Below are 20,108 nucleotides of genomic sequence, written 5' to 3' on the forward strand. Positions count from 1 at the left end.
CACCGACTTCACCGACGGGGACTTCACCCCCCACCTCGCCTTCCGCCTCGCGTGGGGCGAGCCCCGCCGGTACTGGCTCCCGAAGACCGAAGTCGACCGGCGTGTGCAGGTCCTCACCGCGCGGTACGCGAGCATCCGCATGGACCGCGCCGGCCGCGAGCACGACATCGACTTCGCCGCCGCCTAGCCCCTGCCCAACGCCCACCACCGCCTCGGGGCCCGCGGCGTCGGTTCGTCCGCGGATTCCGGAGCCGCCGGTGGCGGGGCGATCCGGTCCGGCTCAACGCCGATCTTGTGCGGATGCACGCACGCCGGAGTCCTCTCGGCGGTATAGCGGAACCCGTCGGCCGGATCGAACGGACACTCACGGCTCGGCCGGTCGTACACCACGAACGACTCGCACGGCAGCCGGTGCGCCGGACAGATTCCGCAGGCCGGACGGTCCTCGTTTTGGGCGAACGGCTCGGTCATACCGGCGCACGATAGCGAAGACAACGGTCTCGGGCCATCTCACAGGAGGACGCCATGAAGGACCAGCGCACCGCCCTCGCCCGGCCTGGCGGGCCCCCGTGAAGCACACCGCCAGACCGGTCTCGGGGGATACCGCCTTCAGCTGACTCCTGATTGGGTCGAGCAGTCGCAGGCGGAATCACCTCCCCGGCGTGGCCAGCACATGCCCCCTTCGGCGTCCCTGCTGGCCGCGCCCAAGTCCTCCGCGCTACCTGCCGCCACGGCCCGCGTATCCCCACGCGCGTACCCTCGCCCGCCACCCCTGGCGGGCGAGACCGAAGACCAGGTGAAGGGATCACCGATGACGAAGCACTCGGTCGTACTGGACTGCTACACCGTCGAACCCAGCGGGCTCGGCGTCCCCCCGTACATCTCCACCTACGTGCGCACCGCGTACTCCGCCCTGCGCCAGGCCCGCCCCGGGAACGATGTGCGGTACCTGACGATCGACGATGTCCGCTGGAGCCTCAACGGCGGAAAGCCCCACGTGGCCGCCCCGCACAGCGACCCCCTCACCTATTCCACGACCGCCAATCGCGATGACGCGATCCGGCTGCTTCGCGATGCCGAAGAGGTCATCGTCATCGGCGGCGACAAGGTGCCCTCAGTGCACCTGCATGCCGTCAACGGCGGTCTCGCCGACATCGCCCGCGCCATGTCGTGCGTGCGCGGCAAGCGTTACCTGCTGGGCCCGATGACCACCTTCATGCTGTCCGAACCCGCCGAATACGCCGGCCTCTTCGACGCCTCGCACACCCACACGATCACCTCAAAGGACATCGCCCTCGGCTCGCGCACCTCCGCCCCGTACGGCCGACTGCGCGCTGACCGCGATTCCTTCGCGGGCCTGGTCGAGCAGATGCCGTGGACGCCGATCGCCGAGCTGGAGATGTACCGCGGCTGCACCCGACGCAACTTCTGCGACTTCTGCAACGAGCCTGGCAAGTCCCCCATCGTCGCCTTCCGCGACGTGGACGACATCGTGGAGGAAGCCGGTCAGCTGTACGCGGCCGGGGTCCGGCACCTCCGCCTCGGCCAGCAGACCTGCTTCTTCTCCTACCACAACCGCGACGTGGACAAGATCCGCGCCCTGCTGTCCGGGATCCGCAAGGCCTGCCCCGACCTGGAAGTCCTCCACATCGACAACGCCGACCCGCTCGCCGTAGCGGCCCCTGTCGGCCGGAAGATCGCGGGCCTGGTCGCCGAGTTCTGCACCGAAGGCAACTGCGCGCCCATGGGCATCGAGTCCTTCGACCTGGTCGTCATCGAACGCAATACCCTCACCTGCACCCCCGACGTCCTGATGCGCGCCGTCCAGCACGTCAACGAGGCCGGTGGCGAACGCGGCCCGGGCGGACTGCCGATGTTGTTGCCCGGCCTGAACCTGATCTACGGCATGCCCGGCGAGACGCACGCCACCCACATCGCCAACCTGACCTGGCTCACCCGCATCTACCACGCGGGCTTGATGTGCCACCGCACCAACGTCCGGCAGGTCCGCGCGTTCCCCGGCACCCCCCTCGCCGCGCAGAACGGCCAGCCGCTGGCACCGTCCGCCGAGCACTTCGAGACGTGGAAGGCCGACATCGACCACGGATGGGACCAGCCCATGAAGGAGCGCGTCTACCCCTCTGGGCTCCTCGTACCGGGCCTGCACTCCTACTTCGTCAACGACATGGGCACCTGGTGGCGGCGCCTGGGCTCGTACTCCATCCAGATCATCGAGCCCAACACCGCCACCCCCGTCGGGACCAGCGGCGATCTCGCCATCACAGGCCACGCCCCCCGCGTCATCTTCGGGCAGCGCCTTGCCGTCGCGGCCTGACCAGCGGACGGCCGCCTCCCTGACCGGGGGCGGCCGGCCGCGCCGCGTCGGCGTCCTCGTGCCATGGGCCAACGTCGCCATCGAGGAGGAACTGCCGCTCCTCGCCCCCGACGGTGTGGTCTTCCACTACGCCCGTCTCGTGCCCGCCTCCCGAACGACGGCGATCGACAGCCGCTTCTGGGACGGTCTGCGCGCGGCAGCCACCGACGGAGCCGACTCGCTGCGGCACATCCCGCTCGACGGCCTACTGCTCGGCTGCACCTCCGCCGGGTTCACCCCGGGCACCACTCCCGTACCCGAAGGCGTGGCCACCGCGTTCGATGCCCTGCTCGCCGAGCTCACCCGGCTCGGCGCCCGCCGCATCGTGCTGGCCACCCCGTACCCGGACGACGTCACCCGCACCGAAGCGAATGCCTTACACACCCACGGGGTCAAGGTCCTCGCCTGCGCGAGCCTCGGCCTGGCCGACGGCTACCCCGACGTCGCCCCCGCCCGCGCCAGAGACCTCGTGCTGTCCATGCCCGGCGACGCGCTGGACCAGGCAGACGCCGTAGTCCTGTCCTGCACAGGCTGGCGCACCCAGCCGATCCTTTCCGAACTCGCCCACCAGCTGGACCGGCCGGTCGTATCCTCCGTGTCCGCCATGGCCGCCTACGCCGCCCACCTCAAGCAGGGAGCCAACCCGTGAACCCGAAGCCCCCCGTGGTCGAGCGCAAGCGGATCACGCGCCTCGTAGAGACAGCCGCCGCCCTGGCCGACATCCGGACGGAGGTCGAGGCCAACCACGACAACAACCGGTGGTGGCCGACCAGCATCACCGACCCCCGCATGCGCATGCTCGCCGCCGGATGGTCCACCCGCGTCAACTACCGGATGATCGCGTCCTACGCGGCCGTCATCCGCGAAGCCGACACCCTCGGCTTCGACGCACTCGCCGCGTCCACCGACACCGAAGTCACCGACCTCGCCAGGCCCATCGGACTACCCCAGGCCCGCATCGACTACCTGCGCTCCCTGAACCTCCTCTTCGAGCAGTGGGCCAAGGACGAAACCGACCCCGCCGAGCTCGCCCAAAAAGACCTGATCCAGCAGATTGCCGACCAGGTCCACGGCGCCTCGTACAAGGTCGCCCAGTGCGCCGTGCTCTACGCCCGCGGCTACCACTGCGGAATCATCCCCGTCGACTCCGGCATGGTCACCAAGCTCGCCCCCGCCCTGGGCATCACCCTGCCCTCCGGGCCCGTCGCCCACGAGCGCCTGCGCCACCTCCTCGAAGGCACCGTCACCCGCGACCCCGACACCTTCCGCGCCATGGCCGCCCACCACGGCCACCGGGTGACCATCCCCGAAGACGCCGCTCCCACCTGGTGGGTCCACCTGGTCCTCATCTACTTCAAGCGGCAGTACCTCAACAAGCCGCCGAAGAACCTGTGCACCCGCCGGCCCCTGTGCGCCCGGATCGTCGACTGCACCCACTCCGGCCGCTGAGGAGACGACCGTGCACACCCGCTTATCGGTCGTCGGGAACATCTCCCACGACACCAGCCACTACTCCGACGGCCGCCGCTGCGACCGGCTCGGAGGCGCTGCCCTCCACACCGCCCTGGCCGCCGCCCGCGCGGACGCCCACGCGGCCCCCGTCTCCGTCATCGGCCACGACCTTGCCGGGCTCCCCGCAACACACCCTCAGCCAGGCATCGACTGGTCCGCCCTCGCCATCGCCCACGGCCCCAGCGCGGCCTTCACCCTCACCTACGGAACCGACGACACTCTGACCTCCAGCCAGGCCGACTACGGCATCACCGAAGGCCTCACCCGCCACGCGCTCGACCACATCACCGCCAACGCCGGCGACTTCTTCCACATCAGCCTGCGCCGCCCCCTCCAACCCGAGCCTCTCCTCGTCGAACTCACTAACCAGCGCGCCGGATTTAGCGTGGACCTCTTCCTGCCCAGCGCCGCCGACATGATCCGAGCCGCCACCCCCTGGCTGCACCGCGCAGCCGTCATCTTCACCAACGCCGCCGAGTACCGCCTCCTGGCCGAGGCACTGGAGCCGGACACCCTGCCGCTCGTCGCCATCACCGACGGCCCCCGCCCCGCCCGGCTCCTCACCCACGGCCAGCCCCTCGCTGCGGCCCAGCCCCCTCAGGTGAACCCCACCGACGTGACCGGTGCCGGCGATACCTTCGCCGGAACCTTCCTCGCCCACTGGCTCGCCAGCCAGGACACCGCCCGCGCCCTCGACCAAGCCGTCCATGCCGCCGCCGAGCACCTCACCGCACCGCCGCTCCTGATCCCCGCACCGCGCCGAAGCTGACCCATCCCACCGAAGGGACAACCACGTGGTGTACTACGTCGCCCACCGGCTCTTCTCCGCACACGATCGCGCCCTGGGCGCCCGCGTCGCCAAACAACTGGCCGACAAGGCCGGCCCTGACAACGTCTTCCTGCCGTTCTGCGACACCGACGAGGAAGACCTCATCGCCGACGTCAAAGGCCGCCGTCTCTACGAACTCGACACCGAGCGCCTGACCACCCTCACCGGGATGATCGCCCTCCTGCACGGCCCCAGCCTCGACGACGGCGTGTGCCTGGAGATCGGCTACGCCGCCGCCCTCGGCGTCCCCGTCACCGTCCTGACCACTGACTTCCAGACCTACGACCCCCACGGACACGCGCCCACCTGGCAGTTCCCCGATCCCCTCGTAGAGACCATCGCGAACCAGGTGATCCGCGTCCCCACTCTGGGTCCTGCCAGCAGCGCCCGCAGCCGCTTCACCACCTTCGGACAGCGCAACAACACCCAGCTGGACACCGCGATCAACGTCGGGATCAACGCCCTGCTGACCGCGCCCGCGCCCGCTCCGCCAGCCACCCCCGACCAGCACGGCGTCTACATCGAGCCGTCCCCCTACACCGACGATCACGAGCTCCTCAACGCCGTCCGCAGCGCCGGACACACCGCCCGCACCGCAAGCCGCTTCACCGCCGCCGACCCGACCACCGGATCCGCCGAGGACTGGAACCGCGCCGCGGCCGCCACCACCCTCGTCGTGGACGTCTCCGGGCCCGAGGCCCCGCCCGGCGCAGCACTCCTGATCGGCGCCGCAGCCGCCCGCCACCAGCCTGTCATCGCCTACCAGCCGCGCCCGGTCTACACCCACGCCCAGGGCCGTGAGCCCAACTGGCGGAACCTGATGGTGCAGTACGCCAGCACCGGCCACGCCACGACCCTGACCGGCGTCACGTCCGGACTCGCGTCATGAACGTCGCCGCCCTGGCCGCCCGCTACGACACCGTCGCCCTGGAGGGCAGTGACGGCACGGGCAAGAGCAGCCTGGCCCGCCAGCTGGCCGACAGGCACGGATTCCAGGTCGTGCACTCCCCGCGCACTCCCGACGCCGTCGCCCTCACCGGCCGGTACAAGGAACTTCTGGCCAAGCCCGGCCGGCTCGTCCTGGACCGCTGCTTCGTAAGCGAACTCGTCTACGGTCCGCTCTACCGCGACGGATCCCGCCTCACCTGGGCCCAAACCCTGGAGCTCGTGGACCTGGTGACGACCCGCCGGGGCGTCCTCGTCCACCTCACCGCGTCGCCGCTCGTGATCCACGCCCGTCTGCTCCAGCGCGACGGCACCGCACCACCGCTCTCCGAGATCGCGGAGCTCACCGCCGCGTACGAGCAGGCGTTCCACACGATCAGCTCCCACGCCGAGGTCGTCACCTTCGGTCCCGAACCGGACACTCCTTGCGCAACTGGCTGAGAATCACTGCATTGGAACTCTGGGCGATTCACCCCCGCTAGGCTCCTCCGCATCACATGCACCCCATGCCGGAGGCACCCCCATGGACATCCGCGAAGCCCAGAAACTCACTTGGGAGAACAAGGTCGAGAAGGGCTTCAACACGACTGACGTGCCCATGGAGTTCGGCCTCCTCAACGCCGAGCTGGGCGAAGCGTTCACCGCATGGCGCAAAGGTCTGCCCGACTTCGGCGAGGAACTCGCCGACGTCGTCCTCTACGCCGCCGCCCTCGCCGAGATGACCGGCATCGACCTCGCCGCCGAGGTCGAGAACAAGCTCCACAAGAACGCAGCACGGACATACGAGCGCAACACCAACGGCGCCCTGGTCCGCGTATCCGGAGACTGACCCAACCGACCGAATCGCTCACGAACCGGCCGGATCAGGCAGGCGTAGGGCTCGCACCTCACGAGGAGCGGGCCCTACGCCATCAAATCCAGCACCGCATTCATCTCCCTACGGCCCCGCCCGTCGGTGCGCGGGGCCATAGCCGTGTTCAGGTCGTGGCGGTGATGAGCATGTGGGCGGATGCATTGGCGAAGGCAGCCCCATGGAGGTCCGCCAGACGTGCCGTGTCGAGGGCCGAGGACAGAAGCCCGGCAGCGTGCTCCGCTCCGGCGTAGCGCTCGGCTGCCGACAGGTACGCCCAGCCCGGGCCTTCGATCCCGTGCAGGCGGGTGCTCCGCCATCCGGCCGCGGCGGCTTCAGCAAGGATCTCGGCGCCAGTGTGGAAGTGGGCGACAGTGAAGCCACGACTGCCGTCGTACCGGCCGTCGGACTGCACTGCGGCTACCTCTCAGTGCAGGAGTTCCGGGGGGAGTTGGGCGTGGACCGTGTACTCCTACATGAGGCTGTACCGGCTGATCCCCGCAGCCGCGACCAGGGCCCCGGGCCACGCGCAGCGCTTCCCGCAGGGCCGTGATCCGGTCGTCCCGTTCGGTCAGGTGGTACAGCGGGCCGAGCAGCAGCACCGCGTCGTACGTACCGGCCGCAGCGGTCAGGTGGCGGGCGTCGCCCAGCTCGGTCGTGCATCCGGCATAGGCGGCGGCCTGTTCCAGGTGGCGGGGTACCGGGTCGACGAGGTGGCTACTGAACTTGATTGGGTGATGTCGGGGCTGTTCGCCGGACAGTGACCGGTCGGCTCCGGTAGCTCTGGGCTGTGAGGTACGCGCAGGGCGGCGGTTTGACCGACGCCGAGAGGGCCGCGCGGGAGCGAATCCGGTTGCAGGCCGTGGAACGCTTCGTGGGCGGGGAGAAGAACCGGCAGATCGCGGCTGTGTTGCGGGTGAGCGAGCGGTCGGTGGAGCGATGGCGCCGCCAGTGGCGGGAGGCCGGGGAGTCCGGGGTTCGCTCGAAGGGATCGCCGGGCAGGCCGAGGCTGAGCGAGCGGCAAATAGACAGGCTTGAGCGGGAGTTGGAGCGTGGTCCGCTGGTTCACGGCTGGGCGGACCAGCGGTGGACGCTGGCCCGGGTGAAGACTCTGATCGGCCGACTGTTCCACGTCACTTACACGGTGGAGGGAACGTGGCGGCTGCTCAAGCGCCATGGCTGGTCCTGACAGCAGCCGACCCGTCGGGCGATCGAGCACGATGATGCGGCCGTCGAGCTGTGGAAGAGGGAGGTCTGGCCGCGGGTAAAAGCGCCGCGGCGGCTCGCGGAGCCTGGCTCGTCTTCGAGGACGAGGCCGGGCAGTCGCTGAGACCGCCGCGCGCCAGGACCTGGGGCCGGATAGGCCGGACCCCGGTCGTGCGTGTCCGCTGCCGGGGCTCCGGCCGGGTCTCGATGGCCGGGATGACCTGCTTCCGACAGGGCGAACGGTCCCGGATGTTCTACAGCTTCCACGTCTACCGGGGCCGCAAGGGCGAGCCCAAGGGCTTCACCTGGCGGGACTACCGGGACCTGATCGTGCGCGCACACATCCAGCTCGACGCTCCGGTCGTGCTCGTCTGGGACAACCTCCGCGCTCACTTGATGCCGCAGATGAAAGCGTTCATCGAAGCCAACGCCGACTGGCTGACGGTCTTCCAGTTTCCCTCCTACGCACCCGACCTCAACCCCCAGGAAGGCATCTGGTCGCTGGTCAAACGGACCATTGGCAACCTCGCCGCCGCCAACCTCGACCAGCTGGCCAGGGCCGTGAAACGAACCCTCAAGCAGATTCAGTACCGACCGCACCTCGTCGATGGATGCCTCACGGGAACCGGCCTGACCATGGACGACTGACCACGATCAGACCGACATCACGTACTCAAGTTCAGTAGTACCCGTAACTGAAATACAGGTGGGGCGCCGCCCTCACAAAGACGGATGACAGGACACTTACTGCGGACGCCTTCCATAATATGGACGAACGAGGCCGGCCAGCTTTCGCTGGATCGACCGAATGGTCGATACGGTGAATTCATCACCGAATCCTGTGGTCACTGACCATTCAACACCAGATCCAGCCAGATCACTAATGAAGACAATTTCTACCCCCAAAAGGATCCGCGCCCAGTCAGCACATGAAATTAGGCTGTCCTTCGCCAGCATCTCGCGCAGCCCGCGGCTCTTCTCGATCAGATCCGGGAAGTCAGCGAACCCGATCGCCACAGCAAGATCATTACTGCATCGAGCTGGCCCTCCCCACTCAAGGAGGGCGCGCCGCACCAAGTGGACCTCGGACTCCGTCAGCACTTGGCTCGGCCGCAGTGAATGATCGACCATCAATTCAAACCCTTCCAGTAATCATCCACAGTTGCTGCACTTCGACTGAACACAGTCCCCATGTCAGGACTCATGGGGTCATGGATTACAACCGTGGAGCCATCATTACCCAGATACGCCTTCCTGCCACTGCCGAGAGGTTTCGATCGGGAAGGATTACTCATCACACCCCGGACCAAATCATCGAGATCCTTGGCGGACAGTCCAGGGAATTCGCCGCCGTGCTTGGCGTTGGCGTGCCCGCTTGCGATGGATCCAGCATCCGCGACACGCTCTGCATCACTGATTCCGGCAGCCCCGCGCGAGACCGGCCGTGCCGCAGGAACCTCTGCAAGGGTAATGTCTCCGATTCCTTCACACGTGCACGACGTCGCATGGCCGGGGAAATAGCCGCCGCAGTTGTGAACCAGAACCGGCGTGGCCCCGGCGAGCACATAGTACGTGTGGAGGTCGGCGATGGTTAGGTTGTAGGTCTCGTTGACGGCCCGGTATGTGCGGGTCTGAGCGATGGTTGCGGCTGTTCCTTCGTCGGTGCGAAGGGTTGTGCCTGGCTTGAGGTCGCCAGCGTCCTTCCAGGCGCGGTCTGACTCGGACCAGAAGGGGTGGTGGTCTGTTGTGGTGATGGTGTTGACGCCGTCGTCGGTCTGTATGACGAGGTCGACGTATTTCTTGTCGTCTTCGGTGTAGATGGTGGCCGTGACTGCTTTGGCGCTGGTCTCGCCGGTCTCGGGGTCGGTGGCGAGTACTTCGTCGCCGGTTTTAAGCTCCTCAATGGGCTTGCTGGTCCCGTCCGTCAATTGGACCTCGGTGCCTGCTATGAAGCTGTTTTTGTTGCAGGGTCCGCCCGCACCTAGGATGCTTACGGATGGCCTTGTTATGCCTCCGCCTTCAAAGGGGCCGAACGTTTCTACGGTCGACTTAACGTTGGCGTAGATGAAGGTGGCGGGGTCGCAGCCGCGGTCGACCATTTTCTGGCATGCCCCGAGTAGGGCGCCTATCTTCACGTTCCAGTCCAGCTTGGGGTCGTCGTAGGTGCCCCAGTCTGCGACCTGCTTGAGATAGGTAGAGCGGTATGTGTCGATGAATTCCTGTGTGTTGATGGCAGGGAGCGTAAGGACGTTGCCGTCAGGGGATGTGATGGTCGGCGGACCCTTGAAGGTAACGCCTGATGAGCTGCGTCCCCTGTTGCTGTCGCGCGAGTGGCCTCTGGAGAGGTTTCCGCCTCTATCGCCGTCGCCGCCGCGGTCGGTGATGTCCCCGGTGTTTCCCAGGGTCATCGTCCCCTTGGGGCCGCAGTTGTAGAGCGTGCCGCATTCTTCGCTCTTCAGGCCGCTGGGGTCGGCTCCGCTGATGGGGTTGCCGGCGGAGTAGGTGTAGCCGTTCATCTGGAGTGGGTCGGTGATGTCGATGATTGGGTCGACGGAGATGAAGCGGCCGGTCGAGAGGTCGTATTCGCGGGCGCCGATGTGGGTGAGGCCTGTGGTGTTGTCGTCGGTGCCGACGCCGAGGAAGGTGTGGCTGCCGGGCCAGTTGGAGGGCTGGGTGCCGCGGGGGTTGCCGTACGGGTCGGTCTTGCGTCGTGTGACGGCCTGGCCGTCTCTTTGTTCGACGCTGGTGGTGGCGGTGTTGTGGTGGTCGGTGAGTTGCTGGGAGACGGTGTGGCCGGTGGTTTTGCCGTTGGTGCGGCGGATGGTGGTGGGGGCGCCGGGGCTGCTGTAGTAGCGGACGGCGTCGATGGCCTGGCCGCCGGTGTTGACCGTGACTTCGGTTTCGCCGAGGTAGAGGGTGCGGGCGCTGCCGGTTTCCTGGATGACGCGGTTGCCGGAGGCGTCGTAGAGGTAGCTGGTGAGGTTGCCGAAGCTCCACTGCTGGTTGGGGTCACCGTTGCAGGCCCAGATCAGGAGGTCGGTGCCGTCCGTGGCGTTGCTGCCCGGGACGTCCACGCAGTCGTTGGTGCCGGTGAGCAGGGCCTTGTCAGTGGACCGGTAGGTGAACTTCTGCCCGGTTTTGGCGGGGTCGCAGGTCCGGAGGGTGGCTTTGCCGCCTTCTGCGGTGAGGCATTTGCCGAGGGCCTGGACGGTGTCGCCGGTGATGCGCCATTGCTGGGGCTTGGTTTCGTTGCAGGTCTGGAGCTGGACGGGGGTTCCGTCGGTGGTTTGGCCGTCCTGGACGTCGAGGCATTTGCCGGCGAGGCCGGTGACGGCGACGGAGCCGATGCCGGGGCTGGTGGCGGACTGGAGTGTGTTGCCTCGGTCCCAGGTGAGGGTTTGGGTGTCGCCGCCGATGGTGCGGGTTTTGGTGTTGCCGGCCTGGTCGTAGGTGTAGGTGGACAGGGAATCGATGGCGGAGCCGGGCGTCCTGGTGGTCTTGTTGACCTTGGTCAGGGCGTGGGGCTGCTTCTTCAGGGACGGCTGGCCGCCGGTGTCCACGCCGTAGGAGTAGCTGGTTTCGTCGTTGAGGGCGCTGTTGGTGGGGTCGTGTTCCGTGAGCTTGGTGCGGTTGCCGATCGCATCGAACTCGTAGTCCTGCCAGTAGGCGTCACCCGCTATGGCGGAGCCCACTTCGGTGAGCCCCGGGCCTGTCGGGCTGGTGGGGCAGCCGGCGGTCTTTCCGGTCCAGGCCCGGGTGAGCTGGCCGAGGTTGTCGTAGGTGAAGCACTGCCGGTCCACCAGGGGCGGCGACTGGCTAGTGGCGCCGGGCCGGGTGTCGGGCTGGGTGTCGGTGATGGACGTCGGGTTGCCGGCGGTGTCGTAGGCGTAGGTGAGGGAGGACAGGAGGTTGGACTGGGCGAGAGGGTCGCGGGTTTCTCGGTGGCTTTCGGCTTTGGTGACCCGGCCGGTATGGGGGTCGTGGGTGTTGGTTGTCCACACGCGGTGGGGTGCGTTGCCGGTGGCGGTGCGCAGGACTTCACCGAAGGGGCTGTAGATGGTGTCGGCGGTGTACCAGGACAGCCCGGACATGGTCTGCACCATGCCGTCGGTGTTGTAGCGGGTGATCAGTTTCTCGGCGGCGAGGCCGCCGACGGTTGCCGGGAGGGTCGTGGACTGAACCTTGCCGGTGGGCGTGTAGGTGGTGCTGTAGGCGTAGGTGCCGGCCAGGCCCTTGGTGGTGGGCAGGTCCGGGATGGTGATCTTCGATCCGGTGGGCCGGTACTCGCTGTCGTAGCCGGTGACCTCGCTGGTGTACGAGCCGTTGCCCCAGTTCCGGGTGGCGGAGACGGGCTGGCCCTTGGCGCCGGGAAGGGTGTCGTAGGTCCAGGAGGCGATGAGTGTCCCGGTGGCGCTGTTGTTGCGCAGTTCGGTCTTGCGGCCCAGGGCGTCGTACTTGGTGTGCCGGGCGAGGTTGTAGACGTTGGTCGTCGAGGTCTGCTGGTCGAGGTTGTTGTAGGTGAACGTCGAGGTGCCCATGTCCGGGTCGGTGGATGAGGTCATCCGGCCGCGGGCGTCGTAGGCGTAGGTCCAGTTGTTGTTCGACGGGTCGGTGACCTTGGCGAGGTTGCCGCGGACGTCGTAGCTGTAGCTGGACTTTCTGGCCGCGGGATTCGGGTCCAGGGACGGGTCCACATCCGATGCGGCCGTTGACGTGTAGTGCTCGACCGCCGTGGTGCGGTTCAGGGCATCGGTGGTGGTCTTGACCGCGCGGCTGCCGGGCAGCGGGGTCGCCCCGGTGGGGGACATGGCGCTGCGTGTCAGGGTCCAGTCGCCGCCGTACTGGGTGATGGCGGACTGCTTCGCTGTGCCCTTCTCCACCGTGGTGGTGCGTACTGCGCGGCCGAGGCCGTCGTAGGCGGTCCGGGTGGAGTTGTGGACCTCGGTCATCGAGACGGGGACGAAGAGGACAGTGCTCAGGCCACCCTCGGCGAGGTAGCCGTTGTTGGTCTGGGTGACTGTTCCGTTCGCGGAGTACAGGGTGTCGGTGACGACGAGGACGCCGCCCGCGCCCTCGGACTGGGTCTGGCGCGGCCGCAGCAGCCCGTCGTAGATCGCGATCGACGTGCTGTAGGTGCCGTCGTCCTTCAGCGCACGGGTGGTGACGGCTGGCGTCTTCAGCTCTTCTAGCTGGTATTCGAACTTATAGGCAGGCTTGTCGGACGGGCTCTGCGAGGGTGTCCGGACCTCTGTGGTGCGGCCGAGCTCGTCGTAGGCGGTGGTGACCTTGCGGCCGTTCGCGTCGGTTGCCTCCAGGACGCTCCCGCGGGCGGGATCCACCTTGTTGCTCACCGTGTGCCCGAGCGCGTTGGTCGCGGTGACCGTGAACGCAGGTCCGGCCGCAGGGCTGTAAGCGGTGGTCGACGGGTTGCCGAGCGCGTCGTACGTCTTGACCGTTCGGCCGAGCGCGTCGTATTCGCTGCGCCCGGAGGTGATCCATCCGGTGCCTGCGGCGTCGAGGGTGTCGACCTGGTAGGGCAGGCCCTTGGTGGGGGCGGTGCCGAAGGCGTTGACGGCGTCGAAGGACGTGCGGGCCGCGCTCAGGAGGGTTCCGGCCGCGATCCCGGCATCGGTGCAGTCACCGGTCGTCTGACGGGCCTCGGCCGTGAGGCCGATCAGGTTGCTCGTGGTGTTGTGGATGTAGGTGGGTTTGCTGCAAGTCTGCTTGACAGTGGTCCAGTCGGTTCCCTTGTTCTCCATGACATCGGTCTGCACGGTCTTGACCAGTCCGTACGTCGCCTCAAGCACGTTGCGTGTACGCACCATGCGGGCCTTGCCGCCGCTGACCGTCTGGATCTCGTCGGTGTGCTCGACGCCCGTCCGGTACGCCTCGACCTGACGGATGGCGTCGTCGATTCTCGGGCGATTGGCGGTCCGCTGACTTGAGGGCCAGGTCAGGTGCCGGCTCTCGACGCTTCCGCCGGCCTTGGTGTACGTGATGGTCTCTGCGGCCTGGCCCTGGTATTGAGGCAGGTCCTCGACAAGGTCCTCGGTGCCGGTGGAGTCCTTGAGGGTGACCTTGGCGGAGGGGGTGGACATGCCGCGGTAGTAGCGGGTGCGGGTCTGGGACTGCTCGGTCGCGGTGGGCGTGCCCGCGTTCTCCGTCTTGCCCGTGGTGGTGAGAACGCTGCCGTAGCCGCGCCACTGGCTGTAGGTGCGCAGCTCGGGCTTGCTGAGCTCGTCGTCCTCCTTCGCCCAGGCCGCGCCGCCCTCGTAGGTGTAGGTGGTGGTGACGTCGGGCCGCTGCGCGACGCGGTCCTTCTCGGTCACGCTTGCCACGACGTACTTGTTGAACACCTCGATCGGTGTCTTCTCCGGGGCCGCGTCGGGATCTGCGGACCAGCGGACGGGGAAGCAGCGGCTGGTGTTCTTTACCGGATCGGGGACGGTGGTGCCCAGAGCGCAGGGGGCGGAGTAGGTGACGTGGATGTCACCGCCGGTCTCGGTGAGGATGGTCTCCACTCGGAGCCGGTCGAAGTCCGGAGTCGCGTCGGGCTTGCCGGTTGTCGGGTTGTTGGCCTTGGCGACACGGTTGGGCATGTCGACTGCGTTGGCCTTGAAAGAGACCGCGGGCAGCGTTACGCCGATGGTGCTGTTCGAGGGGCTGTAGCCGGTGCGGGTGATGGACTCCAGCCACAGCGGGGGGCTGGTGTCGGTGCGTTTCCTGGGCAGTGACTGCTTCAGAGCCCACTGATCGACCTTGGTCAGGGCCGTGGAGCCCTCGGTGCGCTGACCGTAGGTGGTGACAGAGTCCAGGCGCATGCGCGACCAGAACGTCGGCGACGATACGTAGCAGTCCGCCGCGTCCATCTTGCAGTGCAGGGCGCTGGGAGTGTCCCACCATCCGACCGCGTTCTTGGACCCGAACTGGGAGTTATCGCAGTTGGTGTCCTTGTCGGGGAAGCACCGCTGCTCGGCCTTGAACTCGACACGGCCCGCGGGGACGCCGGCGAGGTTGTCGGCGCGCAGGCCGTAGACGATACGGATCGGGTAGCCGCCTCGGATGTACTCGACCCTTTTGTTGGCGTCCTTCTCCTCGTACTTCTCGTTCTTGGCGTAGCGGTTCTTCTCCTGCTTCCAGTCGATGACCATGGCATTGCCGTGGACGTCCTCGACGTAGTCGAGGTTCCAGCGCCAGGCCTGGGTGCAGGAGGAGTCCGCGTACGCCGCGGCGTGGCAGGGTTCGCCGACGTGGTTGCCGAAGACCGGGACGGTGAACACGGAGTCGGTGACGGTCTGCGGCGAGGTGCCGTCGCCGTGGGTGCCTACGCTGTGGCGGCCGTAGTGGTAGCGCGTGCCGTCGCGGGTGGTGACGACCCAGTACTCGCCGTCCTTCGCGCCGTTGCCGCTGCCGGTCTTGAGCTCGACCCTGGAACCGTCGTCGGAGGCGGGGATCCACTTGCCGCTGACGGTGTCGCGGACGAGTTCGGTCGTCGAGCCGCCCAGGGAGAGAGCGACGTTGTCACCGGCCCAGCACAGGTCGCCCTTCTTCTTGTCGGTGTCGTTGTCGTTGTTCGGCTTGCCGGTGGTCGTGGGCTTCAGGTCGTCGGAGCAGGCGCGGTAGCGGCGCTCGATGAAGCCCGGGTTATAGTCCCAGCCGTCACCGACCCAGGACGCCTGTCCGTTGGTCACCGACGTCTTGCCGTCCACCGCCTGGGACGAGTACGAGAACGCGATCGACGGGGTGGGACCCGCCGGAGCCGGGGGCACCGTCAACGGGTAGGTCCAGGAGAACCCGCCCCCGCTGCCCCCTGCCGTCCACGTGCCGGACGGGGACAGTGAGGTGGCCTTGTACGTACCGCCGGCGCCCGACGCCCCGTCGGAGGCAACGAGCACCGACGGGCCACTGCCAGCGGTCATCGTGTGCATGCCCTGAACGGGCGCAGCAGCCGGAGTGAGGGTGGCGATGACTCTGTTCTCACCGGGCTCGTTCGAGCTGGGAACGTCCGTGGAGATGTCGCACCCGGGTGGCCGGGGAATGTCGAGGAAGCAGGCGGGGAACTGTCGCAGCTTCAGTCGTGAGGACCACTCCGTGCCGTAGAGGTCCTCGAACTTCGAGTAGTCCAGCGCGACATCGACGGGATTCACCGCGTCGGCCGGAGGCGTGATCGTGATGATCGCGCCGTCGATGCCTGCGGCCTCGGTCTTAGCGCGGTCCGAAACCGCCGCGGACCAGGTACCTGACGGAGGGGTACCGGTGTCCTTGACCTTGCCGATGCTGACGGGCAGCGCGCCGACCTGGGTGAACTCGGCTCCGGAGGCAGGCGTCAGCGGGACGCTGGCCGTGGCACCCGCCGGCAGCGCCACCATGGTCGGCGCATAGGCGTCAAGCGGCGCCGGCGGTTCACCGTTCCACCCGTCCAGCTGGGCGGTGGCGACCTGGTCGGGCTCGGCCTTCAGGTCCTTTTGGAGGCCGGGCAGGGTAACGCCGGTGCGGTCGCCTGGTGGCGCGGCCCAGGCTTGGATGGGCAGGAGAGATGCGACCAGCACCACGGAAAGTGTGATGCCGGTGCGCCCGGCGAGGCGCGCGCGTTTCGCGCGCGCCCTTCTGTTTCCGGGCAGGCGGAATTGCGCCGTGAACGGCGGCATGTGGACCCCCCACGCTCTGCCGCCGCGGCCGAGGGCGCACGGCCGGCAGGAAACTGACAATTAGCCAGCTGATTGTCAGTCCGAAAGCCAGGAAAACCAACGGTTCCGATATCCCTTGTGGACTTTATCACCTTACCCGTTGCATAGGGTGGGGCAATTGATGCAAATCGGCTGGAAGTGCCACGTCAGGGCGTGGGTGTGGGGGGTGAAGATGTCGGCGGGATGGTTCATGCTCGGCTCGCACCCCGTCTATGCAATGACGTGCGGGAGTGCACTTTTCACGTCTTCTCGGCCGGTGGCCGAAACAAATTTGTGAGTACCGAGGGCTGCTCGAGTTGTGTGCCCGAGGGGGGAGAAGTACGCCTGTGTCTGTCAGTGAATCCGTGGATGAAAGTCCGCCAACAGCATCTGCGGAAACGGAAGTTGCCGCCGACCCGGCAACACGATGGTTCAAGCGGCGCCGGACACTGGGCGCTCTGGCCGCTCTCCTCACGGTAGCCGTCGCGGTTCCGGTAGGCGTACACGTCACCGGGAGCGGGAAGCCGCAGGCCCGGCCCGGCGAGGAAGCGCCCGTGGCCGAGCCGGAGGCGCGGCGTCTGGCCGAGAAGTCCGGCAAGGAGGTCGAGGTCACAGCGGCGCGCAGCGCGAACACCACGACGTGGGCCCGGCCTGATGGCTCGTACCGCAAGCAGGTCTTCAACGCGGCCTTCCGCGCCAAGGTGGATGGTTGGTGGAAGCCGATCGACACCGGCCTCCACCGGGTGGAGGCAGGATATGCGGCGAAGGCCGTCAACGGCCGCGTCGTCTTCAGCGCCGGGACCAAGCAGCATGCCGCCAGTGGCGGGGAGCGCTCCTCGCGCTCCGTCACCCGGGTGGCGCTCCGCCAGGACACACCCGGCGAGGTGTGGACTGAGCTGGTCCGGCTGAACACCGACGGCCACGACATGGTCGTCTCCTGGCCGGGAACCCTGCCGGAACCGGTGATCGACGGCCCCCGGGCTCTGTACGAGAACGTGCGTCCCGGGATCGACCTCGTGATGACCGCGCAGGACGGCGGCTACTCGCATGTCCTGGTCGTCAAGGACCGCCAGGCCGCCGCCGACCCGCTGCTCGGCGAGCTGAAGTACCGGCTGGCCTCACCCGACCTGGCCTTCCGCCTCGACGCCGAGTCGGGCGCGCTCAGCGCCCGCAACACGCAGGACGAGGAAGTCGCCGGCTCGCCGACCCCGATGATGTGGGATTCCAGCGGCAAGGTCGCCACCACCGACCATGAGCCTGCCTGGGAGCCCACCGGCAAGGCGGCGCAGCACCCCACTCTCGCCATGGCCGGCCTGGCCGGAGCGGAAGGCGCACGCCTGAAGCCCGCCAAACCCGCCCTCGCCGACAACGTGCTGTCCCTCACCCCCGACACCGGCCTGCTGAGCGCACCGGAAACGGTGTACCCGGTGTTCATCGACCCCTCGTTCAAGGGGCACAAGCGCTCGTGGACGCTGCTCTACAAAACCGAGGGCAACTCCAGCTTCTACAACGGGCAGAACTACAACGCGAGCGGCACGAACGAGGCGCGTGTCGGATACGAGTCCACCACCGGTGGCACGTCCCGTTCCATCTTCAACTTCGATTTCGGCAGCGAACTCCACGGCGCCAACGTCATCTCCGCCAGCGTCCGGGCCCTGCAGACGTACTCGTGGTCCTGCTCCCAGAAGCAGATGGACATCTACTCGACTCCCTACATCAGCTCGTCGAGCACCTGGAACAACACGACCGGCTACTGGACCAGAAAGGTGGCCAGCGACTACGCCGGCTACGGCTACAGCAGCGCCTGCCCGGACAACTGGATCGCCACCGACATCAGGGGCCTGGTCACCGACGCGGCGAACAGCCGCTGGGGCGCACTGTCCCTGGGCTTCGCGGCCCCGAACGAGTCGGACTCGTACTACTGGAAGAAGCTCCTCGCCAACGGCGAGACCGCCCCGTACATCGACATCACCTACAACACTCCGCCCGACACCCCCATCGCGGCGAACATGCAGACCTTCCCGGGCGGTCCCTGCCTCACCACCGGCGCAGGCACCAGCATCGGCAAGACCAACGTGACCTTCCAGGTCAAGGGCACCGACCGCGATGGCCCCCTTGACCTGACCGGGGTGCAGATCGAGATCTGGGACGCCGCGAGCGGTGCGCAGAAGCACAACGAATGGCTGCCGCCGAACAGCGACGGAGTGGTCAGCAGGGAACTCGCCTTCGACACGTTCGAATCCGGCCACAAGTACTACTGGCTCTCCCGCACCAGGGACACGACCACCGCGGGGTCCCCGGGCAGCGGGCCCTTGGATTCCGGTGGCGGCGGCTGGTGCACCTTCACCGTCGACCACACCGTCCCGCCCAACCCCGCCGTCGCCTCCACCGACTTCCCGGAACCCGGCCCCAACCACACCCAATGGAGCGTGAACGCCGCCGGCACGGCCGGTCAGAAAATCGACATCCGCGGCAACGGCGCCAAGGCCGAGGACATCCTTGAATACCAGTGGGGCCTGAACCGGCCCGTCTACCAGCACACAGCCACACCCTCCAGCGGCGACCTGGCCACCATCAGCCTCCAGGTCGACACCGCCGGCCCCAACGTCCTGTACGTCCGCACGGCCAATAAGGCCGGCAACATCTCCGCCCCCACCGAGTACCGCTTCTACGCCAAGCCACGCGCCGGCCTCGACAAACCCGGCGACGTCACCGGTGACGGGCACCCCGACATCCTCGCCATCGACAAGGACGGCAACCTGCGCACCTACGCCGGCGACGGGAACGGCGACACCGACGCCTACGTCCCCGGCGCCGTCGAGAACGGCACACCCGTGGCCCCCGGCTACTGGAAGGACCCGACGACCGGAAAGTCCGCGCTCATCGGACACTCCACCGACTGGTTCCCCGGTGACGGGCTCACCGACCTCATCGCCCGGATGCCCGACGGAAAGTTCTACGTCTACCCGGGCACCGGCACCGGCCAGTTCGACGTCGGCCGCCGCATGGAAATCCTCCTGCCCGCAGGCGCACCCGACCCCTTGATCTTCCGGCAGATCGTCGTCAGTGAGGATGTCGACGGCGACGGCTTCGCCGACATGTTCGCCCTCGACGCCGACGGGCTGTGGGCCTTCACCGGCTACACCGGAGCGAGCTTCACCACGGTGAAGAAGATCGCGACCACCTGGACGCCCCGCGACATCGTCAGCGTCCGCGACATCTCCGGCGACGGAGTACCGGACCTCCTCTACCGCAACGACGCGGACCCCAACCGCGGCCTGCTCCTGCGCAGGGGCAAGCCGGGCGCCAACGGCGGCGCGGACATGACCTCGCTCAGCTCCGCCGCAAACTCCGCTGACGGCAAGGACAACACCTACGCGACCACGTACTGGAGCAGAGCCGAACTCCCTCTGGTCCTAGGCACGCCCGACGCCAACGGAGACGGTGTCCCCGACATCTGGGTCACCAGCGTCAACGGGAACCAGTACCTCTTCCCGGGCGCGACCGACCACATGCCGGGCACCGCCACCGGCATCGACGAAGACGGCTGGAACACCTTCCTCACCATCGGATAACCCACACCACCGAGTGACAGGGCCCGGCCGGACACACCTCCCGGCCGGGCGCCGCCATATGGAACAGGTGCTCACAAGGAACCAAGCGTCATTCCTGCCACGGTGGTTGAATGACGCGACTCTCCTCGCGAAGCGCTGCTCGCGAACAGAC

13 protein-coding genes and 1 pseudogene are annotated in these 20,108 nt (G+C 67.6%); 9 read left to right on the forward strand and 5 right to left on the reverse strand.

Going from position 1 to position 20,108, the window contains the following annotated elements; translation table 11 throughout:
* Positions 1-183: 183 nt before the first annotated feature.
* Positions 184-471, reverse strand: a complete 288-nt coding sequence (locus OG429_RS00185) for a hypothetical protein (protein ID WP_328923239.1) — start codon at positions 469-471, stop codon at positions 184-186.
* A 340-nt stretch (positions 472-811) separates the two neighbouring features.
* Here OG429_RS00185 and OG429_RS00190 point away from each other — a divergent pair, with 340 nt between their 5' ends.
* The 7 genes from OG429_RS00190 (at position 812) to OG429_RS00220 (ending at position 6,489) form a co-directional block, all read left to right on the forward strand.
* A complete protein-coding gene (locus OG429_RS00190; protein WP_328923240.1) occupies positions 812-2,335 on the forward strand; it encodes a radical SAM protein in 1,524 nt (507 codons plus the stop codon).
* Complete coding sequence (locus OG429_RS00195) at positions 2,319-3,023, forward strand: maleate cis-trans isomerase family protein (protein ID WP_328923241.1); 705 nt, start codon at positions 2,319-2,321, stop codon at positions 3,021-3,023. The genes OG429_RS00190 and OG429_RS00195 overlap by 17 nt, the downstream gene beginning before the upstream one ends.
* The gene (locus tag OG429_RS00200; RefSeq protein WP_328923242.1) at positions 3,020-3,823 is read left to right on the forward strand and encodes a hypothetical protein; all 804 of its coding nucleotides are present in this window, start codon (positions 3,020-3,022) and stop codon (positions 3,821-3,823) included. The genes OG429_RS00195 and OG429_RS00200 overlap by 4 nt, the downstream gene beginning before the upstream one ends.
* 10 nt (positions 3,824-3,833) lie before the next feature.
* Positions 3,834-4,655: a carbohydrate kinase family protein gene (locus OG429_RS00205; RefSeq protein WP_328923243.1), complete on the forward strand. Its 822-nt coding sequence runs from the start codon at positions 3,834-3,836 to the stop codon at positions 4,653-4,655.
* 25 nt (positions 4,656-4,680) lie between these two features.
* A complete protein-coding gene (locus tag OG429_RS00210; RefSeq protein ID WP_328923244.1) occupies positions 4,681-5,604 on the forward strand; it encodes a nucleoside 2-deoxyribosyltransferase in 924 nt (307 codons plus the stop codon).
* Positions 5,601-6,101: a hypothetical protein gene (locus tag OG429_RS00215; protein ID WP_328923245.1), complete on the forward strand. Its 501-nt coding sequence runs from the start codon at positions 5,601-5,603 to the stop codon at positions 6,099-6,101. The genes OG429_RS00210 and OG429_RS00215 overlap by 4 nt, the downstream gene beginning before the upstream one ends.
* A gap of 82 nt (positions 6,102-6,183) precedes the next feature.
* On the forward strand, positions 6,184-6,489 hold the full coding sequence (locus OG429_RS00220; RefSeq protein WP_328923246.1) for a hypothetical protein: 306 nt from the start codon (positions 6,184-6,186) through the stop codon (positions 6,487-6,489).
* Positions 6,490-6,637: 148 nt separating this feature from the next.
* On the opposite strand, the gene OG429_RS00225 is transcribed toward OG429_RS00220, so the two are convergent.
* The gene (locus tag OG429_RS00225; protein WP_328923247.1) at positions 6,638-6,925 is read right to left on the reverse strand and encodes a hypothetical protein; all 288 of its coding nucleotides are present in this window, start codon (positions 6,923-6,925) and stop codon (positions 6,638-6,640) included.
* Positions 6,846-7,271 (reverse strand): class I SAM-dependent methyltransferase, encoded by a 426-nt coding sequence (locus tag OG429_RS00230; RefSeq protein ID WP_328930115.1) that lies wholly within the window; start codon positions 7,269-7,271, stop codon positions 6,846-6,848. Before OG429_RS00230 ends, OG429_RS00225 begins: the two co-directional genes overlap by 80 nt.
* A 29-nt stretch (positions 7,272-7,300) precedes the next feature.
* On the opposite strand from OG429_RS00230, the pseudogene OG429_RS41265 reads away from it, so the two are divergent.
* Positions 7,301-8,364: pseudogene (locus tag OG429_RS41265) on the forward strand (IS630 family transposase).
* Positions 8,365-8,460: 96 nt separating this feature from the next.
* Here OG429_RS41265 and OG429_RS00245 read toward each other — a convergent pair.
* On the reverse strand, positions 8,461-8,733 hold the full coding sequence (locus OG429_RS00245; protein ID WP_328923249.1) for a hypothetical protein: 273 nt from the start codon (positions 8,731-8,733) through the stop codon (positions 8,461-8,463).
* 113 nt (positions 8,734-8,846) lie between these two features.
* Positions 8,847-16,265 (reverse strand): ricin-type beta-trefoil lectin domain protein, encoded by a 7,419-nt coding sequence (locus tag OG429_RS00250; RefSeq protein ID WP_328923250.1) that lies wholly within the window; start codon positions 16,263-16,265, stop codon positions 8,847-8,849.
* A gap of 671 nt (positions 16,266-16,936) precedes the next feature.
* Here OG429_RS00250 and OG429_RS00255 point away from each other — a divergent pair.
* Positions 16,937-19,957, forward strand: coding sequence for an FG-GAP-like repeat-containing protein (locus OG429_RS00255; RefSeq protein WP_328923251.1), 3,021 nt, complete (start codon positions 16,937-16,939; stop codon positions 19,955-19,957).
* Positions 19,958-20,108 lie beyond the last annotated feature (151 nt).

It is taken from the genome of Streptomyces sp. NBC_00190, from assembly GCF_036203305.1.
GTDB lineage: Bacteria > Actinomycetota > Actinomycetes > Streptomycetales > Streptomycetaceae > Streptomyces.